The sequence below is a fragment of the Frigoribacterium sp. Leaf8 genome (assembly GCF_001421165.1).
In the GTDB taxonomy this organism is placed as follows: domain Bacteria; phylum Actinomycetota; class Actinomycetes; order Actinomycetales; family Microbacteriaceae; genus Frigoribacterium.
In genome coordinates this window covers 72427-90080 of sequence record NZ_LMKB01000006.1, presented here as the reverse complement: position 1 = coordinate 90080, position 17654 = coordinate 72427, and the positions used below count along the sequence as shown (strand labels likewise).

At 72.6% G+C, this 17654-nt stretch carries 17 protein-coding genes and 1 pseudogene; 8 read left to right on the top strand and 10 right to left on the bottom strand.

Going from position 1 to position 17654, the window contains the following annotated elements; genetic code table 11:
• The coding region (locus ASL10_RS11990; protein ID WP_162234612.1) for a CHAD domain-containing protein at positions 1 to 680 on the top strand (680 nt) is incomplete at its 5' end.
• A 67-nt stretch (positions 681 to 747) separates the two neighbouring features.
• Here the strand turns inward: ASL10_RS11990 and ASL10_RS11985 are convergent.
• From ASL10_RS11985 to ASL10_RS11965, 5 genes are all read right to left on the bottom strand, one after another.
• Positions 748 to 1287 (bottom strand): DUF1697 domain-containing protein, encoded by a 540-nt coding sequence (locus tag ASL10_RS11985; RefSeq protein WP_056048188.1) that lies wholly within the window; start codon positions 1285 to 1287, stop codon positions 748 to 750.
• 5 nt (positions 1288 to 1292) lie between these two features.
• Complete coding sequence (locus ASL10_RS11980) at positions 1293 to 3401, bottom strand: S9 family peptidase (RefSeq protein ID WP_056048184.1); 2109 nt, start codon at positions 3399 to 3401, stop codon at positions 1293 to 1295.
• 20 nt (positions 3402 to 3421) lie between these two features.
• Positions 3422 to 3706: a hypothetical protein gene (locus tag ASL10_RS11975; protein WP_056048180.1), complete on the bottom strand. Its 285-nt coding sequence runs from the start codon at positions 3704 to 3706 to the stop codon at positions 3422 to 3424.
• 95 nt (positions 3707 to 3801) lie between these two features.
• Positions 3802 to 4332, bottom strand: a complete 531-nt coding sequence (locus tag ASL10_RS11970; protein WP_056048177.1) for a hypothetical protein — start codon at positions 4330 to 4332, stop codon at positions 3802 to 3804.
• A gap of 49 nt (positions 4333 to 4381) precedes the next feature.
• Positions 4382 to 4735 carry a hypothetical protein gene (locus ASL10_RS11965; RefSeq protein ID WP_043596433.1) on the bottom strand — a complete coding sequence of 118 codons (354 nt, stop codon included), beginning with the start codon at positions 4733 to 4735 and terminating at the stop codon, positions 4382 to 4384.
• 133 nt (positions 4736 to 4868) lie between these two features.
• Between ASL10_RS11965 and ASL10_RS11960 the strand changes: the two genes are divergently transcribed.
• Both ASL10_RS11960 and ASL10_RS11955 read left to right on the top strand, forming a co-directional pair.
• Positions 4869 to 5366: an 8-oxo-dGTP diphosphatase gene (locus ASL10_RS11960; RefSeq protein ID WP_056048175.1), complete on the top strand. Its 498-nt coding sequence runs from the start codon at positions 4869 to 4871 to the stop codon at positions 5364 to 5366.
• Between the two features lie 127 nt (positions 5367 to 5493).
• On the top strand, positions 5494 to 5793 hold the full coding sequence (locus tag ASL10_RS11955) for a hypothetical protein (protein ID WP_056048172.1): 300 nt from the start codon (positions 5494 to 5496) through the stop codon (positions 5791 to 5793).
• Positions 5794 to 5816: 23 nt separating this feature from the next.
• Here the strand turns inward: ASL10_RS11955 and ASL10_RS11950 are convergent, their stop codons facing one another.
• From ASL10_RS11950 to ASL10_RS11940, 3 genes are all read right to left on the bottom strand, one after another.
• Positions 5817 to 6050: a hypothetical protein gene (locus tag ASL10_RS11950; RefSeq protein WP_056048171.1), complete on the bottom strand. Its 234-nt coding sequence runs from the start codon at positions 6048 to 6050 to the stop codon at positions 5817 to 5819.
• A gap of 19 nt (positions 6051 to 6069) precedes the next feature.
• Positions 6070 to 7419: an ABC transporter permease gene (locus ASL10_RS11945; protein WP_056048169.1), complete on the bottom strand. Its 1350-nt coding sequence runs from the start codon at positions 7417 to 7419 to the stop codon at positions 6070 to 6072.
• A 74-nt stretch (positions 7420 to 7493) separates the two neighbouring features.
• Entirely contained in the window at positions 7494 to 9242 is a 1749-nt protein-coding gene (locus ASL10_RS11940; RefSeq protein WP_056048167.1) for a sodium:proton antiporter, read from the bottom strand.
• Positions 9243 to 9385: 143 nt separating this feature from the next.
• On the opposite strand from ASL10_RS11940, the gene ASL10_RS11935 reads away from it, so the two are divergent.
• From ASL10_RS11935 to ASL10_RS11920, 4 genes are all read left to right on the top strand, one after another.
• Positions 9386 to 10945 (top strand): carboxylesterase/lipase family protein, encoded by a 1560-nt coding sequence (locus tag ASL10_RS11935; RefSeq protein ID WP_056048164.1) that lies wholly within the window; start codon positions 9386 to 9388, stop codon positions 10943 to 10945.
• A gap of 109 nt (positions 10946 to 11054) precedes the next feature.
• Positions 11055 to 12335: an inorganic phosphate transporter gene (locus ASL10_RS11930; RefSeq protein ID WP_082460534.1), complete on the top strand. Its 1281-nt coding sequence runs from the start codon at positions 11055 to 11057 to the stop codon at positions 12333 to 12335.
• On the top strand, positions 12335 to 12544 hold the full coding sequence (locus tag ASL10_RS11925) for a hypothetical protein (RefSeq protein ID WP_056048161.1): 210 nt from the start codon (positions 12335 to 12337) through the stop codon (positions 12542 to 12544). The genes ASL10_RS11930 and ASL10_RS11925 overlap by 1 nt, the downstream gene beginning before the upstream one ends.
• A 163-nt stretch (positions 12545 to 12707) precedes the next feature.
• Complete coding sequence (locus ASL10_RS11920) at positions 12708 to 14225, top strand: aspartate ammonia-lyase (protein WP_056048158.1); 1518 nt, start codon at positions 12708 to 12710, stop codon at positions 14223 to 14225.
• Positions 14226 to 14292: 67 nt separating this feature from the next.
• Here ASL10_RS11920 and ASL10_RS11915 read toward each other — a convergent pair whose 3' ends face one another.
• On the bottom strand, positions 14293 to 15426 hold the full coding sequence (locus ASL10_RS11915; protein ID WP_082460533.1) for a YihY/virulence factor BrkB family protein: 1134 nt from the start codon (positions 15424 to 15426) through the stop codon (positions 14293 to 14295).
• A gap of 84 nt (positions 15427 to 15510) precedes the next feature.
• Between ASL10_RS11915 and ASL10_RS11910 the strand changes: the two genes are divergently transcribed.
• Positions 15511 to 16878 carry a PrsW family intramembrane metalloprotease gene (locus ASL10_RS11910; RefSeq protein WP_082460532.1) on the top strand — a complete coding sequence of 456 codons (1368 nt, stop codon included), beginning with the start codon at positions 15511 to 15513 and terminating at the stop codon, positions 16876 to 16878.
• A gap of 66 nt (positions 16879 to 16944) precedes the next feature.
• On the opposite strand, the pseudogene ASL10_RS16610 reads toward ASL10_RS11910, so the two are convergent.
• Positions 16945 to 17654, bottom strand: a pseudogene (locus ASL10_RS16610) (MFS transporter); the annotation flags it as partial.

Genomic DNA, 17654 nt, shown 5'->3' with positions numbered 1-17654 from the left:
TGGCGGGGGCCCGCCACGTCGGCCACGTCTCGGGTGCCGCTCGGGACGTCGAGGTGGCGCGAGGCCGGGTGGCGACCCGCGCCTCCTCGGCTCCGGAGGGCTTCGTGGCCGCCCAGGTCACGGGGCGGATCGACGCCCGGCTCGGCGAACGACTCGACGAGGCCGTCGGTGACGTGCGTCGCCTGCTCGACTCGGGCGCCTGGTTCGACCTGCTGGACGCGGTCGACGCGCTCGTGGCGGCCCCGGCGACGGGGGACCACGCCACCGACCCGGCCGCCGACCTCTCGGCCGCGCGGCTGCGGGCTGAGCGGAAGCGGACGAGGCGGGCGGTCCGGGCAGGGCTGGCGGCCGTGGACGCGACGGACCGCGCAGGCGCCGTGGACGCGCTCCCGGTCCTGCACGACGCGCGGAAGGCCGCCCGACGACTGCGGTACGCCCTCGAGGCCGACCGGGCCCGCAGCGGATCGGGCCGCGGCCGGGCCCGCCGGGCCGAGGCCGTCCAGGACGCCCTCGGCGAGCACCGCGACGCCCTCGCGGCGGTGCGTTCGATGCGCGAGGTCGCGACGCTCGCGAACCGGTCGGGCGAGGACGCCTTCGGCTACGGCGTGCTGGCCACCCTCGAGTCCGCCCGTGCCGACGACGCCCTCCGCCGCTTCCGCCGCGCCGCCGCCGACCTCTGACGTCGGGACGCCGACCTCTGACGTCGGGACGCCGACCTCTGACGTCGGACCTCGGGCGCGGAAGGGGTCAGGCGGAGCGGCGGGCGAGCAGCGCCTCGAGCTTGCGCACGGTCGCGTCGTTCCGGGCCGTGACCGGAGTCGGCAGCCCCCGCCACCAGGCGGCCGGCACCCGCGAGGCGAGCACGCCTGCCGGCAGCCACTGGCGGACGGCGTCGGGCGAGACCACGATCTCTTCGTCGCCCAGGTCGACGTCGGGAGGCGCCACCCCGTCGAGCGCGCCCGGCACCTCGGCGAACGCGACCGACAGCAGCTTCGGCTCGCGCTCCTCGCGTCGGAGGGGGTTCGCCACGGCCAGCCGCGTGAAGCGCTCGGCGTCGAGCAGCACCAGGTCGGCGTCGACGCCGGTGGCCCGGGCGATCGACGCCCGGAGCCCGGCGGCGTCGTCGGCACCGAGCCGCGACGACGCCCCGAACACCAGGTTGCCGCTGTTGAGCAGCGTCTCGGGGCGCTCGAAGCCGAGGTCGGCGGCCACGCGTCGCAGGTCGGCCATGGCCACCCGCTTGGCCGTGCCGACGTTGACGCCCCGCAGCAGGGCGACGTGGTCCACGTTCGTCAGGCCCGCCCGAGGACGTCGAGGATCCACGCGATCTCGAACGCCCGCTCGCGCCAGGACTCGTACCGTCCGCTGACGCCGCCGTGCCCGGCCGACATCTCGGTCTTGAGCAGCACGGGGGCGTCGACCTCGCGCAGCCGCGCCACCCACTTGGCGGGTTCGACGTAGAGCACCCGGGTGTCGTTGATCGAGGTCACGGCGAGGATGCGCGGGTAGGTCACGTCGTCGCGAACGTTCTCGTACGGGCTGTAGCCGCGCATGTACTCGTAGACCTCGGCGTCGTGCAGGGGGTCGCCCCACTCGTCCCACTCGATCACGGTGAGCGGCAGGTCGGGGTCGAGGATGCTCGTCAGGGCGTCGACGAACGGGACGGCCGCGACGATGCCGGCGAACCGGTCGGGGGCGATGTTCGCCACCGCGCCCATCAGCAGGCCGCCCGCGCTGCCGCCCTCGGCCACCATCAGCTCGGGGGTCGTGCGACCCTCGGCGATCAGGTGGTCGGCGACGGCGACGAAGTCGGTGAAGGTGTTCTTCTTGGTGAGCGTCTTGCCGTCCTCGTACCAGGAGCGTCCCAGTTCGCCGCCGCCGCGGACGTGGGCGACCGCGAAGACGACGCCGCGGTCGAGCAGCGACAGGCGGGCGACGCTGAAGCCCGGGTCGATGCTGTGCTCGTACGAGCCGTAGCCGTAGAGGTGCACGGGCGAGGGCCCCTCGGCGGGGACGGCGTCACGGCGCCAGACGAGCGAGACGGGCACGCGGGTGCCGTCGGTCGCCGTGGCCCACTCGCGGGCCTGGTCGTAGTCGGCCGGGTCGTAGCCGCCGAGCACGTTCTGACGCTTGAGGAGGTGACGCTCGCCCGTGCGGACGTCCAGGTCGTAGACCGTCGACGGCGTGACGAACGAGGTGTACCCGAAGCGGACGGTCGGCTGGTGGAACTCCGGGTTGCCGCCCGCGCCGGCGGCGAACAGCGGCTCGTCGAAGCCGACCTCGGAGACCTCGCCGTAGCCGTCGGGACCGAGCGGCACGACCGCGAAGCGCGGCAGCGCGTCGCGGCGGTACTCGACCACGAGGTGGCCGGAGAACGCGTCGACGGACTCGAGCCGGACGGAGGCGCGGTGCTCGACGATCACGCGGCGGTCGGTCGTCGAGGTGGGGTCGTCGGCCGGCACGTCGACGAGCTCGAAGTTCTCGGCGCCGTCGTTGTGGACGATGAGCAGGCGGTCGCTGCCCGCGACGATCGCGTGCTCGACGTCGTACTCGACGCCCTCGCGGCGCGGCCAGACGACCCGGAACTCGCCGGTCGGGTCGGCCGCGTCGAGCAGCCAGGTCTCGCTCGTGATCTTCGACCCGACGTCGACGACGAGGTACTGGCGGCTGCGCGTGAGGCCCACCCCGATCCAGTAGCGGTCGTCGGTCTCGGTGAACACCGTGACGTCGTCGCCGGGCTGCCCGACCTCGTGACGCCAGATGGTGTCGGGCCGCCAGGACTCGTCGACGGTGGGGTAGAAGACGTATCGGCCGGTGGCGTCGAACAGGGCGCCGGCGGCCGTGCCGGTGACCACGTCGTCGAGGTCGCGGCCGGTCGCCAGGTCGCGGATGCGCAGCGTGTAGCGCTCGTCGCCCTCGACGTCGACCGCGTAGGCGAGCAGGGTGCCGTCGGGCGAGACGTCGAAGCTGCCGATCGAGAAGAAGTCGTGCCCCTCGGCCTCGGCGTTGCCGTCGAGCAGCACCTGCTCGCCCTCGGCGGCCTCGCCCGCCTCGATCGACGGGGGATTCCAGTCGTCGGGCCCGGTGATCGGTGCGCGGCAGTGGATGCCGTACTGCTGCCCCTCGGCCGTGCGCGAGTAGTACCACCACGAGCCCTCACGGACCGGGACGCCCAGGTCGGTCTCTTGCACCCGGCCCTTGATCTCCTCGAAGACCGTCTGCCGCAGACCGGCGAGGTGGGCCGTCTCGGCCTCGGTGTGCGCGTTCTCGGCCTCGAGATGCGCGACGACCTCGGGGTCGTCCTTGGCACGGAGCCACTCGTAGTCGTCGACGAAGTCGTGGCCGTGGTGCGACCGGGTGACGGGCTTCTGGGGGGCACGGGGAGCGGGAACGGAGGCCATCACCCGAGCCTAACGGCGGCTCAGACGGAGCGGTCGCTGGCCGTGATGCCGTTGAAGGCCGGCACCTCGGGGTACTCGTCCGAGGCGACGTGGACGTCGGCCGGGTCGGGCGCCTCGCCCTCGCGGGCCTCGTCGATCGCCTGCTCGGGGGTGCCGGCCTTCTCGGCGGCCGACTCGGAGTGCGTCCCGGGGACCGTGTACGTCGCGTCGACGTCGTGCCCGGCCGGGTCGACCGTCTCGCTCGCGCCGGACGCGTCGTCGCGGGGGGTGGTGTCGGGGGCCGGGGTCTGGTCGCGGACGCTCATGCGGGGGACGGTACCCGCGCCTCCTCGGTGACGTCCGGCCAGGCCGTCGGTCGTCGGCCGGCCCTGACGCGGGTCGGCGTCCGACCCGGCGGCGGTCAGTCGTCGACGGGCAGGGCCGTGGTGGGCGCGCTCAACCCCTGGACGGTGGCGCCGAGGTGCGCCTCGCCGGGTTCGAGGTCGGAGATGGACCGACGGTCGGACCTCAGTCGTCGGACCGAGGCGTTGAGCCGGGCGTGCAGCTGCATGAGGTGCAGGCGGTAGCGCTCGGGGGCGTCGTCGCTGTCGTCGAGGAAGGTGTTGCACGCCAGCGTCATCTCGTTGAGCACGGGCAGGGCCGACGAGCGAGGACGGAGCGCCCGTCGCGCCCGCCGGATCTCGCCCCGCAGGGCCGAGATCGAATGACGGGCCTGCTCGTAGACGGGGTCGAGGGCGCGGGGGTTGGGGCTGAGCCTCGGTGCCACCCGGCGCAGTACGCGCCGGAAGTGGATCTCGGTGATCAGCTCGTTGAGGGCCGACGCCTCGCGCCGGCGCGACTCGATCAGCCGCACGAGCAGGTTCGACGCGAACGCCGCCCCGGCACCCACGAAGGCACCCACGGTCACGGTCACGACGTCCCACCAGCTCATGGGGCCACGCTACGGCGGACCACCGACAGCCGGGTCGGGCGAGGCGCGGTCAGCGAGAGGCGTCGTCGAGCCGCCCCATGAGCGACCAGACGGCCCGTGACAGCTCGGGGTGCCACAACGCGATGGTGCGCAGGTAGCCGAGCTCGTCGGCGAGACCGAGCCCCGTCGCGGTCGGCACGCCGTCGGTGCCCAGGGCGTCGGCCCGCAGCGAGATCACGACCTGCTCGTCGACGGTGGGGAGCCCGGGGATGACGTCCCAGGGGTCCTCGCCGTTGCGGCAGCGCAGTTCGATCAGGGCGGAGAGCTCGTCGTGGGCCTCGGCGCGCAGCACCTCGAGGCTCCGGCCGGCGCCGCGGAACTCGGGCCCGGGGCGTCGCCTCCCGCTCGATCGTGCTTCGGACATGCCGACGAGCCTACGCGCGAGGCGTCGTGCGGTTCCCGGGGACGCGGCCCGCGCCTCCTGCCGTCAGCCCTCCTGCCGTCCGCCCTCCTGCCGTCCGCCCTGTGGGCGGGACGACAGCCGGTAGCCTTCCGGCATGCCGGTCTACCGCGTCTGCGTCGCCTACCTGTTGCGGGAGCACGAGGGGCGTCGGCAGGTCCTGCTGGGACGCAAGAAGCGCGGACTCGGCACGGGGCACTGGGTGGGCCTCGGGGGCAAGCTCGAGCCGGGGGAGGGCGTGCAGGAGGCGGTGGTCCGCGAGATCGCGGAAGAGAGCGGCGTCGAGGTGCTCGCGTCGGACCTCGACCGGAGGGGCGACCTGCTCTACCTCTTCCCGCACCGTGAGAGCTGGAGCCAGCGGTCGACGGTCTTCGTCGTCACCGCGTGGCGCGGCGACCCCGCCGAGAGCGACGAGCTGGTGCCCCGGTGGTTCGACCTCGACGAGCTGCCCCTGGACGAGATGTGGGACGACGCGTCGCACTGGCTGCCCGGTGTGCTCGCCGGGGGACGGGTCACCCGGACGTTCGTCTTCGCGGCCGACCTCGCGACGGTGGCCTCCGACGCTCCGCTGCCGGCGGAACACGCCGGCCCCTGAGGCCTTCCGGCCCGGACGCCTGGCCCTCGCAGAGGGGGGCGCGGTGGCGCCGTGCTCCGCTTAGGGTCGGTTCCGAGACGGATCACGGGGAGATCCCCGCCGTCGGACGGATCTCACGGGGAGCGACATGACCAGCTACGACGGCCTGACCACGACCACGCTCCGGAGCCCGGCCCGCACCGCCGTGGCGCCCCGCCAGCTGTCGTTGCCGCTCTGGCTGCCCGCGGTGGCCTGGGCCCTCGGCCTCGTCGTCGTCGTGGTGGGGGCCGCCTTCGGCGGCGTCCTGCTGGCGCTCTCGAGCCTCGGCGTGGTCGCCCTCGTCGCGGGCATGGCAGCCACGGCCGCGCGGTGGCAGCGCATCGAACGCCTCGCGGCGATCGAGCTGGCCGAGCGACGTGCCTCGACCGCCGAGGCACGACTCGTCTGAGCCCGACACCCCGTCCGGGCGGGTCAGCGTCCGCGTCGGGTCCCGGTGCGCGACAGACCCGCGCGTACGAAGAAGTCGACGACGCCGGTGAGCACGGCACCGACGACCGCGAACCAGGCGTAGCCGACGAAGCGCGCCGCCACGTCGGGACCGCCCTGTGGTGCCAGCGTCACCGAGAGGACGTAGAGGGCCCCGGCCGCGACGAGCAGCAGGACGGCGAGGGCGACGAGCAGGCGGTGCAGGGTGGTCGTGGTCACGAGCGTCGAGGGTACCGCCTCAGCGCGCGACGCCGTCCTCGCGCCCGGGGTGCCCCGACCCGATCCGGTCGCTCGGGACGACGCGCACGGGTCGAGTCGCGAGCTCGTCGTTCTCGAGCCCGCCGGGTGCACCGAGGAACATGTCGCCCCGCTCGCCGGGGTCACCGAGGTCGTCGCGTTCGTCCGCCGGGATCGTGTTGATCGTGCCCGTGTCCGTCGCCACGAGGCCGTGTCGGGCGAGCACCTCGTCGCGCTCGGCGACGAGGAACTCGCGGTTCGCGTTCTGGGCGTCGGCGAACATCGTCGTGCGGCCGGACACGATGCGGGCGATGCGGCGGCTCTCCCACCAGCGCTTGCCGACGAGCATCAGCACGATGCCGAGAGCGGCGTAGCAGAGCATCATCGTCACGCCGCGGCCGTAGCCGGGGCCCACGCCGTAGAGCACGCGCTTGAGCATCTCGGTGATGCCGCTCCCGACGACGACGGCGTTGAGCCACGCGAACGGTTGGGGCATGAACCATGCGGGGTAGGCGGCACCCGAGGACGGCATGGACAGGAAGACGAACACGATCATCGCGGGCAGGGCGACGAACCGTCCGACGAAGTAGCTGATGCCGTTGACCGCGAGGCCGATCGCGATGATCCAGGCCCAGGCGATGAAGAAGAGCGGCACGAAGTGCCCGTCGACGGCCCCGATCACCGGCCCGGCGAGGACGTTCGTCACGAGCGAGATCACGCCGCCGCCGACGCCGATCACCGTCATCCGGGTGCGGTGGCGGAGCGGGGCGCCCATCAGCCCGATGAACATCGCCACCATGTAGCCGCCGATGCACCACGAGAGCATGAGGTACATCGACACGGTGCCGTACTCGTCGTTCGCGGGCAGCGGTGCCAGGTCCGTGACGGTGGGCGTGACCCCCTGGGCCTCGAGCACGGGGGTGATCGTCGCCGGGATGAGGGCGGCGACCTGGTACTGGTGGGCGCTCGCGGTGTAGATCGTGGTCTCGGCCGGGTCGTAGGCGACGGCGACGCGTCCGGCGAGCACCGCCTCCTCGGCCTCGTCGGCGGAGCCGTAGGCGCGCACGTCGATCACGCCGGGGCGGGCGTCGTCGAGGCCCGTCTGCAGGTCGGCGGCGGCCGACGAGGACCCGACGACCGCGACGGGCACGTCGTGCGGGTGGGGGGCGTGGAAGGCCGCGATGTAGCAGAGGCAGAAGCCGACGATGAAGAACAGCGGCAGCCAGAGCTGCAGGCCGATCAGCTGCAGCGACGGGTGGAGGGTCGAGTACCAGCGACGGTACCGTCCGAGTTCGGGCTTGGGCGGCCCGCCCGCGTCGTCCGTGGTCGTCTGGTTCGTCGTGGTCGCCACGGTGCAGCGCCCTCCTGCTCTCGGTCGTGTTCCCGTCTCGTCGCCGGTGCCGCTCACGATACGCCGCGGCGGCGTCACGACCTCGTGCTCGTGAAGGCCGAGGTGTCCATGGCGAGCTCCTCGGCGTCGAGCCCGAGCAGCACGCGCCTCATGACCTCCTCGTCGAGGGCCCCGGCGTCGCGCTCGCGCAGCACCACCTCGCGGCGTTTGGCGAGCAGCTCGCGTCGGATCGAGCCGAGCGCCTGGGGCGCCGCTCGACGGCGGGCGCGCTGGGCGGCCGTCGCCCCCGAGACGTCCCGTTCGTCGGCGTCGTCGACGGCCGTGCGCTGCAGCGCCTCGTTCTGCCGCAGCAGCCGAGTCGTCGCGAGCAGGACAGCGCGTTCGGTGAGCTCGGGCCCCCAGCGCTTCTCCCAGTCGGCACGCCGTTCCGCGACGTAGGCCATGGTCTCGTCCGTGCTCGTCGCGAAGACCGCCAGCTCGGCGGCGAGGTCACGGTCGCGCTGCGTGTCGTCCCGGACGCCGAGCACCCTGATGACGACCGGCAGCGTGAGCCCCTGCAGCAGCAGGGTGCCGACCGTGACGATGAACGCGATGAGGAACATGGTGTCGCGCGCCGGCACGGGGATGCTCGACTCGGTGACGGCCGGGATCGACACGGCGGCGGCGAGGGTCACCACGCCCCGCATGCCGGTCCACGAGATGACGCTCAGCTGTCGCCAGTCCATGCGGGGTTGCGGGTGGTAGCGCAGCGTCCGCAGAGCCGGCGCCCGCCGCAGCCGGCGGAGCGCGGGCACCCGGCGGAGCTTCCGCAGCACCGTCGAGAGGAAGAGGTACCGGCCGGCACGGGCCGCGTGGTAGGTGCCGAACACGAAGACCGGGCGCACGAGGACGACCACGGCGAGGACGGCGAGGGCGACGCCGACGCTCTGTCCGAGGCCGCGCTCGCTCTCGCTGACGTCGAGCACGACGGCACGCAGCTGGAGGCCGATCAGGGCGAACACGAACCCCTCGAGCAGGACGTCGGCGGCGGACCAGAACGGGCGCTCCTGCAGCCGGGTCGCGTAGCCCGTGCGGGGTGAGTTGAATCCGACGTAGAGGCCCGCGGCCACGACCGCCAGCACGCCGGAGCCGCTCAGCTCCTCGGCGGCGATGTACGCGATGAACGGCAGCAGCAGGCCGATGACGTTCTCGACCACGGGGTCGTCGATCCGCATGCGCACGCGGTGGGCGACGAAGCCGAGGACCAGACCGACCGCGACGCCGACGCCGATCGCGAGGCCGAAGATGCCGAGGTCGTCCCAGAGCGTGAGGCTGGCACCGCCCACGATCGCCAGGAACACCTTGACCAGGGTGAGCGACGCGGCGTCGTTGATCAGGCTCTCGCCCGACAGCACGGTCATCACCTTGCGCGGCAGGCCGAGCTTCCGGCCGATGGCGGCCGCCGACACGGCGTCGGGAGGCGCGACCACCGCCCCGACGAGGAGGGCGGCCGGAAGGGTCATGTCGGGGATCATCACGTAGGCGACGCCCCCCACGGCGAAGGCCGTCACGATCACGGCACCGACCCCCAGTCGGGCGATCTGCACGCGGCTCTCCCGGAAGTTCAGCAGCGAGACGTCGAGGGCGGCCGAGTAGAGCAGCGGCGGCAGGACCACGGTCAGGATGACCTCGGAGTCGATCTCGATGTCGGGCACGCCGGGGATCAACGACACGAGCAGAGCGACGCCCACGGTCAGCAGGGGGGCGGGCAGGCCCCGCCAGCGGGCGAAGGCGGTCACGACGAGCGACCCGGTCAAGATGATCAGCAGCTCGCCGAGTTCCATGTGAGCCGGGCTCCGTCCAGTCGTCGGGGCAGCCGTGCGATGTGCATCGACTGCAAAGTCCCGACCATCCTCCCAGGCACCCCCTAGGAGAACGTCGGGTGAACGGCCCCGGTCGACCGTCCGACCACCCGTAGCATCGCTCCGTGACCGCACAGCCCCGGGCGACCGTCCCGGCCCCCGACCTCGTCCGCACCACCCGCTTTGGCGAGGTCCGCGGCGTGCGGGAGCGCGGCGTGCTCGCCTGGCGCGGCATCCCCTTCGCCGCACCACCCGTGGGGCGCCTCCGTTTCCGGGCCCCGGAGGCGCCGGCGGCGTGGACGGGCGTCCGCGACGCCGGCCGGTTCGGACCCGCGGCCCCCCAGGACCGCGTGCAGTTCGTGGGCGTCGACGCCACCACCCCGCTCAGCGAGGACTGCCTGACGGTCAACGTGGTCGCACCGGAGGGCACGGCACCGGGCGACGGGCTGCCCGTCCTCGTGTTCGTCCACGGAGGCGCGTACAGCGTGGGGTCGTCGCGAGAGTTCCCGAGACAGGGCGAGACGCTCGTCCGTGAGGGCGGCATCGTCTACGTGAGCCTGAACTACCGGCTGGGTGCCTTCGGCTACCTGGACTTCAGCCACTGGGCGACCGAGGACCGCCCGTTCGACTCGAACCTCGGGCTGCGCGACCAGGTCGCCGCCCTCGAGTGGGTCCGCGACAACGTCGCCGCGTTCGGCGGCGACCCCGGCCGGGTCACCGTGTCGGGCGAGAGCTCCGGCGGCAACGCCGTGACGACCCTCATGACGGTGCCGCGCGCTCGCGGCCTCTTCCGGGGGGTCGTCGCCCAGAGCGCACCGCCGAACGCCATCTACCCGCCGGACGTGACGCGGCGCTGGGCGGGCGAGTTCCTCGAGCTGCTCGCCCACGACCTGCGCGACGACGACCTCGAGGCCACGAGCGTCGACGACGCGGCGACGATGCTCGCCGAGGCACCGACGACGGCGATCGTCCGGGCCGCCAGCCGGTTGCAGTTGCGCACCCCGGACGAGGACCCGGGGACGATCTGCTTCAGTCCGGTCATCGACGGCGACTTCCTGCCCGAACGCCCGCTCGACGCCTTCAAAGCGGGCCGGGCCCACCCGGTGCCGCTGATCATCGGCACGAACGACCGCGAGGGGTCGGTGTTCACCGGCCGCCGCGACATCCTTGCCACGACGAAGCCCCGCATCCGGGCCATCTTCGCCGCGACCGAGAAGAAGGCCCGGAAGGCGATCAAGAAGCACTACCCGGGGCTGCCCGCCCGCCCGGCCGCCCTCGACTTCGGCGGTGACTACGCGTTCTGGTTCCCGAGCGTCAAGGTGGCCGAGCGGCACGCGGTCCACCAGCCGGTCCGGTTCTACCGCTTCGACGCCACGACGCGAATCCTCCGCACGGTCGGGGTCGACGCGTTCCACGGTCTCGAGCTCTGGGCGATCTACGACCGGATGGGCTCCGCCTTCGGGTGGGCGATGAGCCTCCTGGGCGGCCGTCGGGCGTTCCTGCGCACGGCGGCGCGGACGCGTTCCCGCTGGCTCGAGTTCGTCCGCACCGGGGCGGTCGCCGACTGGCCGACCTACGACCCGCACCGCCGACGCACCCTCATCATCGACGCCCGCGACCGCGTCGAGCACGATCCGCGGGGCGAACGGCGACGGGCCTGGCAGGACTTCGTCCCGCACGTGTGAGGCGCGCCCCGGCCGCGCGACGGTCCGCGTCACCCGCCGTTCACCGGGATGTACCCCGCAGGTCACCACCGAGTTGACCCGCGTCCACCCACCTGTGACACTCAGGCCGGTGGACATCACACTCATCGTCGTCCTGGTCATCGCGCTGGCTCTCTTCTTCGACTTCACGAACGGGTTCCACGACACGGCCAACGCCATGGCGACCCCGATCGCGACCGGCGCGATGAAGCCCAAGGTCGCCGTCACGGTGGCCGCGATCCTCAACCTCGTCGGCGCCTTCCTCAGCACCGAGGTCGCGAAGACCGTCTCCGGCGGCATCATCCGCGAGGGGGACGGCGGGGTGCAGATCACCCCCGAGATGATCTTCGCGGGCCTCATCGGCGCCGTCGTGTGGAACATGTTCACGTGGCTGCGAGGGTTGCCCTCGAGTTCCTCGCACGCCTTGTTCGGCGGGTTGATCGGTGCGGCGATCGTCGGTGCCGGCATGGGGTCGGTGGACTTCGGCGTCGTGCTGTCGAAGGTCGTGCTGCCCGCCCTGCTCGCGCCGTTGATCGCCGGCGTCGTGGGGTACACCGCCACGCGGCTCGCCTACACGATCACCCGACGCCGCGACGACAAGAGCGAGCGCGGCGGGTTCCGCTACGGCCAGATCTTCACGTCGTCGCTGGTCGCCCTCGCGCACGGCACGAACGACGCGCAGAAGACCATGGGCGTCATCACGCTCACGTTGATCGCGGGCGGGCTGCTCACGCCCGACTCCGGCCCGCCGTTCTGGGTGGTCGTCGTCTGCGCGTTCGCCATCGCCCTGGGCACCTACACCGGCGGCTGGCGCATCATCCAGACCATGGGCGGCGGTCTGACCGAGGTCAAGCCCACCCAGGGCTTCTCCGCCGAGGCGTCGACGACCGCGACCGTGCTGGCCTCCAGCCACCTGGGCTTCGCGCTGTCGACGACGCAGGTCGCGAGCGGATCGATCATCGGTGCCGGCCTCGGACGCCGCGGCTCGAAGATCCAATGGGGCACCGCCGGCAAGATCGTCGTCGCCTGGTTCATCACGTTGCCCGCCTCGGCGGCGGTCGGCGCCGTCGCGGCCCTGATCGCCACGCTCGGCGTCGCGGGGCTCGTGATCGACGCCGCCGTCGGTGCCGTCGTCATCGCGGGAATCTTCGTCATCTCCCGCCGCCGGCCGCACGACCAGGGCTCGGCCATCGAGGTCGACGTCGCCGCCACCTCGGTGCTCTCGCGTCGCCGTGCCCGACGAGCGGTCCGCAAGGGCCGCGTCGACACGCCCGCGTCCGGGGTCGAGGCCCCGTTCGTCCGGATGGACGACCCACCCGAGCCCGTCTCCGCCCCCCGGGGTCCGGTCCCGACCGACGACGAGGTGCGCTGATGATCGACTGGTCCGCCTTCCTCGTGGTCGCGCTCGTCGCGCTCTTCTCCGCGGCCGCCCTCGTCTCGCTCTACTCGCTGGGCCTGCGCCTGCTGACCGTCGAGGGCCGCACGCCCGTCCGCACCGCCGCGGGGTACGCCTGCTTCGTCGTCTGCGCCCTCGGCGTGCTGTACGGCATCTACCTCATCGTCCCGGGCTTCCACCGCTGACCCCCGGCCACCCCGGCTCGTCTCGTCCCCAGGGCGGGACCCTCTCGGGCGGCCGCCCCGCGCCTCCCCGGGAACGACCCGTCCGCGGTCCCGCCGGTAGGCTCGACGGAAGCGTCCGGTCGACGACGACCGGGCCCCGACTGACGACGGAGGCTCACCACACGTGACGACCGAGACAGCAGCACCGACCCGCACCGAGACCGATTCGTTGGGCAGCCGAGAGGTGCCCGCCGACGTCTACTGGGGCATCCACACCGCCCGGGCGCTCGAGAACTTCCCGATCTCGCAGCGGCCGATCTCGGTCTATCCCGACCTCGTCACGGCCCTCGCCCTCGTGAAGCAGGCGGCGGCCCGCGCCAACGTCGAGATCGGCGTGCTCGACCCGGTCAAGGCCGAGGCCATCGAACGCGCCTGCGAAGAGATCCGCGGGGGCGCGCTGCACGACCAGTTCGCCGTCGGGGTCATCCAGGGCGGCGCCGGCACGTCGACCAACATGAACAGCAACGAGGTCATCGCCAACCGCGCCCTCGAGCTGCTCGGCCACGCCAAGGGCGAGTACCGCCACCTGCACCCGATCGACGACGTCAACCGCAGCCAGAGCACCAACGACACCTACCCCACCTCGATCAAGATCGCGATGGTGCTCACCCTGCGCCGCCTCCTGGTCGAGCTCGACCTGCTCGCCGACTCGTTCGCCGCCAAGGGCGCCGAGTTCCACGACGTGCTCAAGGTCGGCCGCACCCAGCTGCAGGACGCCGTGCCCATGACCCTCGGGCAGGAGTTCACGGGCTTCGCGCACACCCTGGCCGAGGACGTCCAGCGTCTGCGCGACGTCGTGCCGCTGCTCGGTGAGATCAACCTCGGCGCCACGGCCATCGGCACGGGCATCACCGCGGACCCGCTCTATGCCGACGCCGTCCGGCGACACCTCAGCACGCTCTCGGGCATGGACCTCGTCACCGCCCCCGACCTCATCGAGGCGACGAGCGACACCGGCGTCTTCATGACGCTGAGCGGCGCCCTCAAGCGCAGCGCGATCAAGCTGTCGAAGATCTGCAACGACCTGCGACTGCTGTCGTCCGGTCCGCAGGCCGGCATCAGCGAGATCACGCTGCCGCCGCGCCAGGCGGGGTCCTCGATCATGCCGGGCAAGGTGAACCCGGTGATCCCCGAGGTGGTCAACCAGGTCGCGTTCTCGGTTGCCGGGGCCGACGTGACGGTCACGATGGCCGCCGAGGCCGGGCAGCTGCAGCTCAACGCGTTCGAGCCCGTGATCACCCACTCGGTCATGCAGAGCCTGCAGTGGATGACCTACGCCTGCCAGACCCTGCGGATCAACTGCGTCGACGGGATCGAGGCGAACCGCGCCCGCCTGACCCAGCAGGTCGAGACGAACGTCGGCAGCGTCACGGCGCTCACGCCCTACATCGGCTACACGGCGGCCGCGGCCATCGCCCACACGGCGCTGACGACCAACGCGGCGATCGCGCCTCTCGTCGTCGCGGCCGGCCTCATGACCGACGAGCAGGTGCGCAAGGTGCTGTCGCCCGCCCGACTGTCGGGGCTCGCGCCGATCACGAGCGCGATCACCGTCATCGACGTCGAGGACCCTGCCGCGGCGGTGGCCCGGGCGGCCAACACGACGGGCGCCCGCAACCCGGGCGACGAGACCGCCGGCTGACGCGACCATCGTCCAGGATGCGCGGTGTCGGGCGGCCGGGCACCGCGCCTCCTGAAGGTCCGCGCCTCTAGGACGTCGAGGGGGCGTGGGTGCTCGGGTCGACCTGGTCGGCGAGTTGCGCGGCCTGCGGCCGTTCGTCGGCCGGCCGGTCTCGATCACCCCGGAGGTGGACGCGCCGGAGTTCGTCGGGTTCGAGCACGCCGCCGTTCTCGCGCAGGGCACGCTCGCGGATCGCCCTGCCTACCCGGACGTCCCACGCGAGGTTGCGAGCCAGGATGTGGTTGCGCGCGGTGTCACGGAGCGGCAGGGGGATGACCTCTTCGGCCTGCACCCCGCGACGGAGCTGACGCATCCGCAGGATCTCGCTGTCGAGCTCACCGCCGATGACGAGCACGAAATTGCTGATGTACGCGTAGAGCAACACGACCACGACGCCGCCCACCCAGCCGTAGAAGCGGTCGTAGTTCGACACCGTCGCGACGTAGACCGCGAAGCCGACCGTGGCGAGCGCCCAGCCGCCGAGGGCGACCATGGCCCCGTACGACACCCAGCGCAGGCGCGGAGGCCGCACGTTGGGCGTGAAGAAGTAGAGCATCGCGACCGACAGCACGGCCAGGGCGACGAGCACCGGCCACTTGGCGATGTCGTAGAGGTCGGTCCAGGGGCGGCCGATGCCGAAGCGTGCGGCCACCGCGTCGCTCAACGTGGGCGTCACCAGCAGGATGACGGCGATGACGGCGAACGACACCATCAGGACGAGCGTGACGATCATCATGTGGCCGCGGAACTTCCAGATGCGGCGCCCCTCCTCGACCTCGTAGGCGGTGTTCATGGCCCGGCCGAACGCCGTCGTGTAGGCCGACAGCGACCACAGCGTGAGCCAGAGGCCGATGCCGAACGCGACGCCGGGGTTCGACAGGCTGAGCATCTGTTCGAGCGGCCAGCGCAGGGTGTCGATCGCGTCGGGGGTGAGGACGTACCGGGCCACCGAGAGGATCTCGTCCACGGCGTCACCGTCGTCGACGAACAGCGCGACCCCGGAGACGAGGGCGAGCGCGCCGGGCACCAGGGCGAGCATCGAGAAGAAGGTGAGCGACCCGGCCGCGTCGATGGTGCGATGGCGCAGGAAATCGTGCCAGACCCGCATCACCACGTACCGGACCAGCGACGGGTCCTCGGGCAGGGAACGCGTCGAGGCCATCCTGCGAGATTACCGGGCCGTCCGGCTCGTCGCGGCCCGCCCGCAGGCTGCGCCGACCCCGGCGTCAGCCCGTAGGGTCGGGGGATGACCTGGTCCGATCCCCGCGGCGTCGGACACGACGCGTACGGCCGCCCGCTGACGCCGTACGCCGACCCCTCCTCCGTCACCCCGGGGGCCGCTCCCGGCTGGTCGGCGCATGCTCCCGCGGTCAACCCCGAGCCGGTCTGGTACCCCGTGCAGCCGGTCTTCGTCCAGCCGACGCCTCGCCGCCGGGTGGCCAGTGCCGTGGCGCTCGCCGTCGGGTTCACCGTGATCGGCACCTTCGCCCTGGCCGTCGGACTGTACTTCCTGGTCTTCGTTCAGCCCGCCGTCCTGCTGGCCGGGAGCCTGCTCGCCTTCGTCCCGTTGGCCATCGTCCTGGTCGGCATCTGGTTGGTCGACCGCTGGGAGCCCGAGCCACGGGTGGCCCTGCTGTTCGCGTTCCTCTGGGGCGCTGCGGTCGCGGTGGGGACCGCTCTGATCGTCGACTACGCCCTCGAGACGGCTCGGGCCGTGCTCGGCGTCAGGTCCGGCGAGCTGGGGGACGTGCTCGGGGCGGTGGTCCAGGCCCCGCTCGTCGAAGAGGGTGCGAAGGGACTCGGGGTGCTGCTCGTCCTGTGGATCTTCAGACGGCACTTCGACGGCCCGGTCGACGGCATCGTCTACGCGGCGACGGTCGCGGCGGGCTTCGCCTTCGTCGAGAACATCCAGTACTTCGCCCTGCAGGTCGGGGAGGACCTGGCCACGGGCAGCCAGGGCCTCGCCTACGTCTTCTTCGTGCGGGCCCTGATGTCGCCGTTCGCCCACGTGATGTACACGGCCTGCACGGGCTTCGCCCTCGGTCTCGCGGCACGGCGGACGGGCCCGTACGGCGCGATCGGCTGGTTCTTCGTCGGCCTCGTCCCCGCGGCGGGACTGCACGCGCTCTGGAACGGTGCCCTCTTCGTGGTCGGCGACGGCTTCTTCGTCTACTACCTGCTCGTGCAGGTGCCGATCTTCGTGGCCATGGTGTTGCTCGTGGTGTTCCTGCGACGCAACGAGCGGAGGGTCACCCACGACCGGCTCGCGGAGTACGCCGCGGTCGGCTGGTTCAGCGCCGACGAGGTCGGCATGCTCTCGTCGAGCGCCGGTCGCCGCCGCGCGCGGTCGTGGGCCGCGTCACGGGGCATCCGACCCGCCATGAAGGTCTTCATCTCGAATGCGACGCGCCTCGCCTTCACCCGCCAGCGGCTGGTGAAGGGCCGCCGCGCGCTCGACGAGGCCGTCCAACGCGACGAGGCCGAGCTGCTGCAGGCCCTGACCGCGAGTCGCGTCGCCCTGCAGGCTCCACCGACGGCCTTCGTCGGGTACCCGCAGCACCCGGGGTGGCCGTCGCAGGTGACCGGGCCGCCGCACTCGGGCCCCGGGTGGTGACGCGCTCGCGACGGCGACGGCGACGGCGGTGACGGCGGCAGCGGCGACCGTGGCCGCCGCCGCGGGTCAGGGCGTCGGCGCCTCCGCGTCGTAACGTCCGAACGCGGGCGTCAGCCGGGCCACGAGCGCGACGAGGGCGGCGACCACCAGACCGCCGAGCAGCGGTGGCCAGAAGACGGCGATGCCCGCGACGAGTCCGACGAACAGGTCACCGACTCGCGGCCCGCCCGTGACCACCACGATGAAGATCCCCTGCAGGCGGCCCCGCATCGCGTCCGGTGCGGCCGACTGGAGGATGGTCGAGCGGAAGATCGAGCTGACGTTGTCGCTCGCACCCGCTCCGGCCAGGGCGAGGGCGGCCCCGCCGAGGGCGGCCAGGTTCGCCTGGTCGAGTCCGGCCGTGACGCCGCCGCCGTGGGCCGGCGTCACGAGCAGCACGACGCCGAACGCGGCGATGCAGAGACCGTAGGCGGTGATCGCCCACCGCACGGCGACACCCTGTCGGCGCACGTGGCCGAGGCGTCCCGAGAACACGCTGCTCAGCAGGGCGCCCACCGCGAACGAGGCGGAGAGGACGCCGACCGTCACCGCGCCTCCTCCGATCACGAGCGTGCCGACCACCGGGTAGAGGACGCGGGGCATGCCGAACGTCATCGCGACTATGTCCATGACGAAGGTCGTCCGGATGTTCGGCGACCGCTTCAGGAACGCCAGGCCGAAGCGCAGCGACTCGAGCCCCGGACGTTGGGTCTCGCCCTCGGGACGGATCGGGGGCA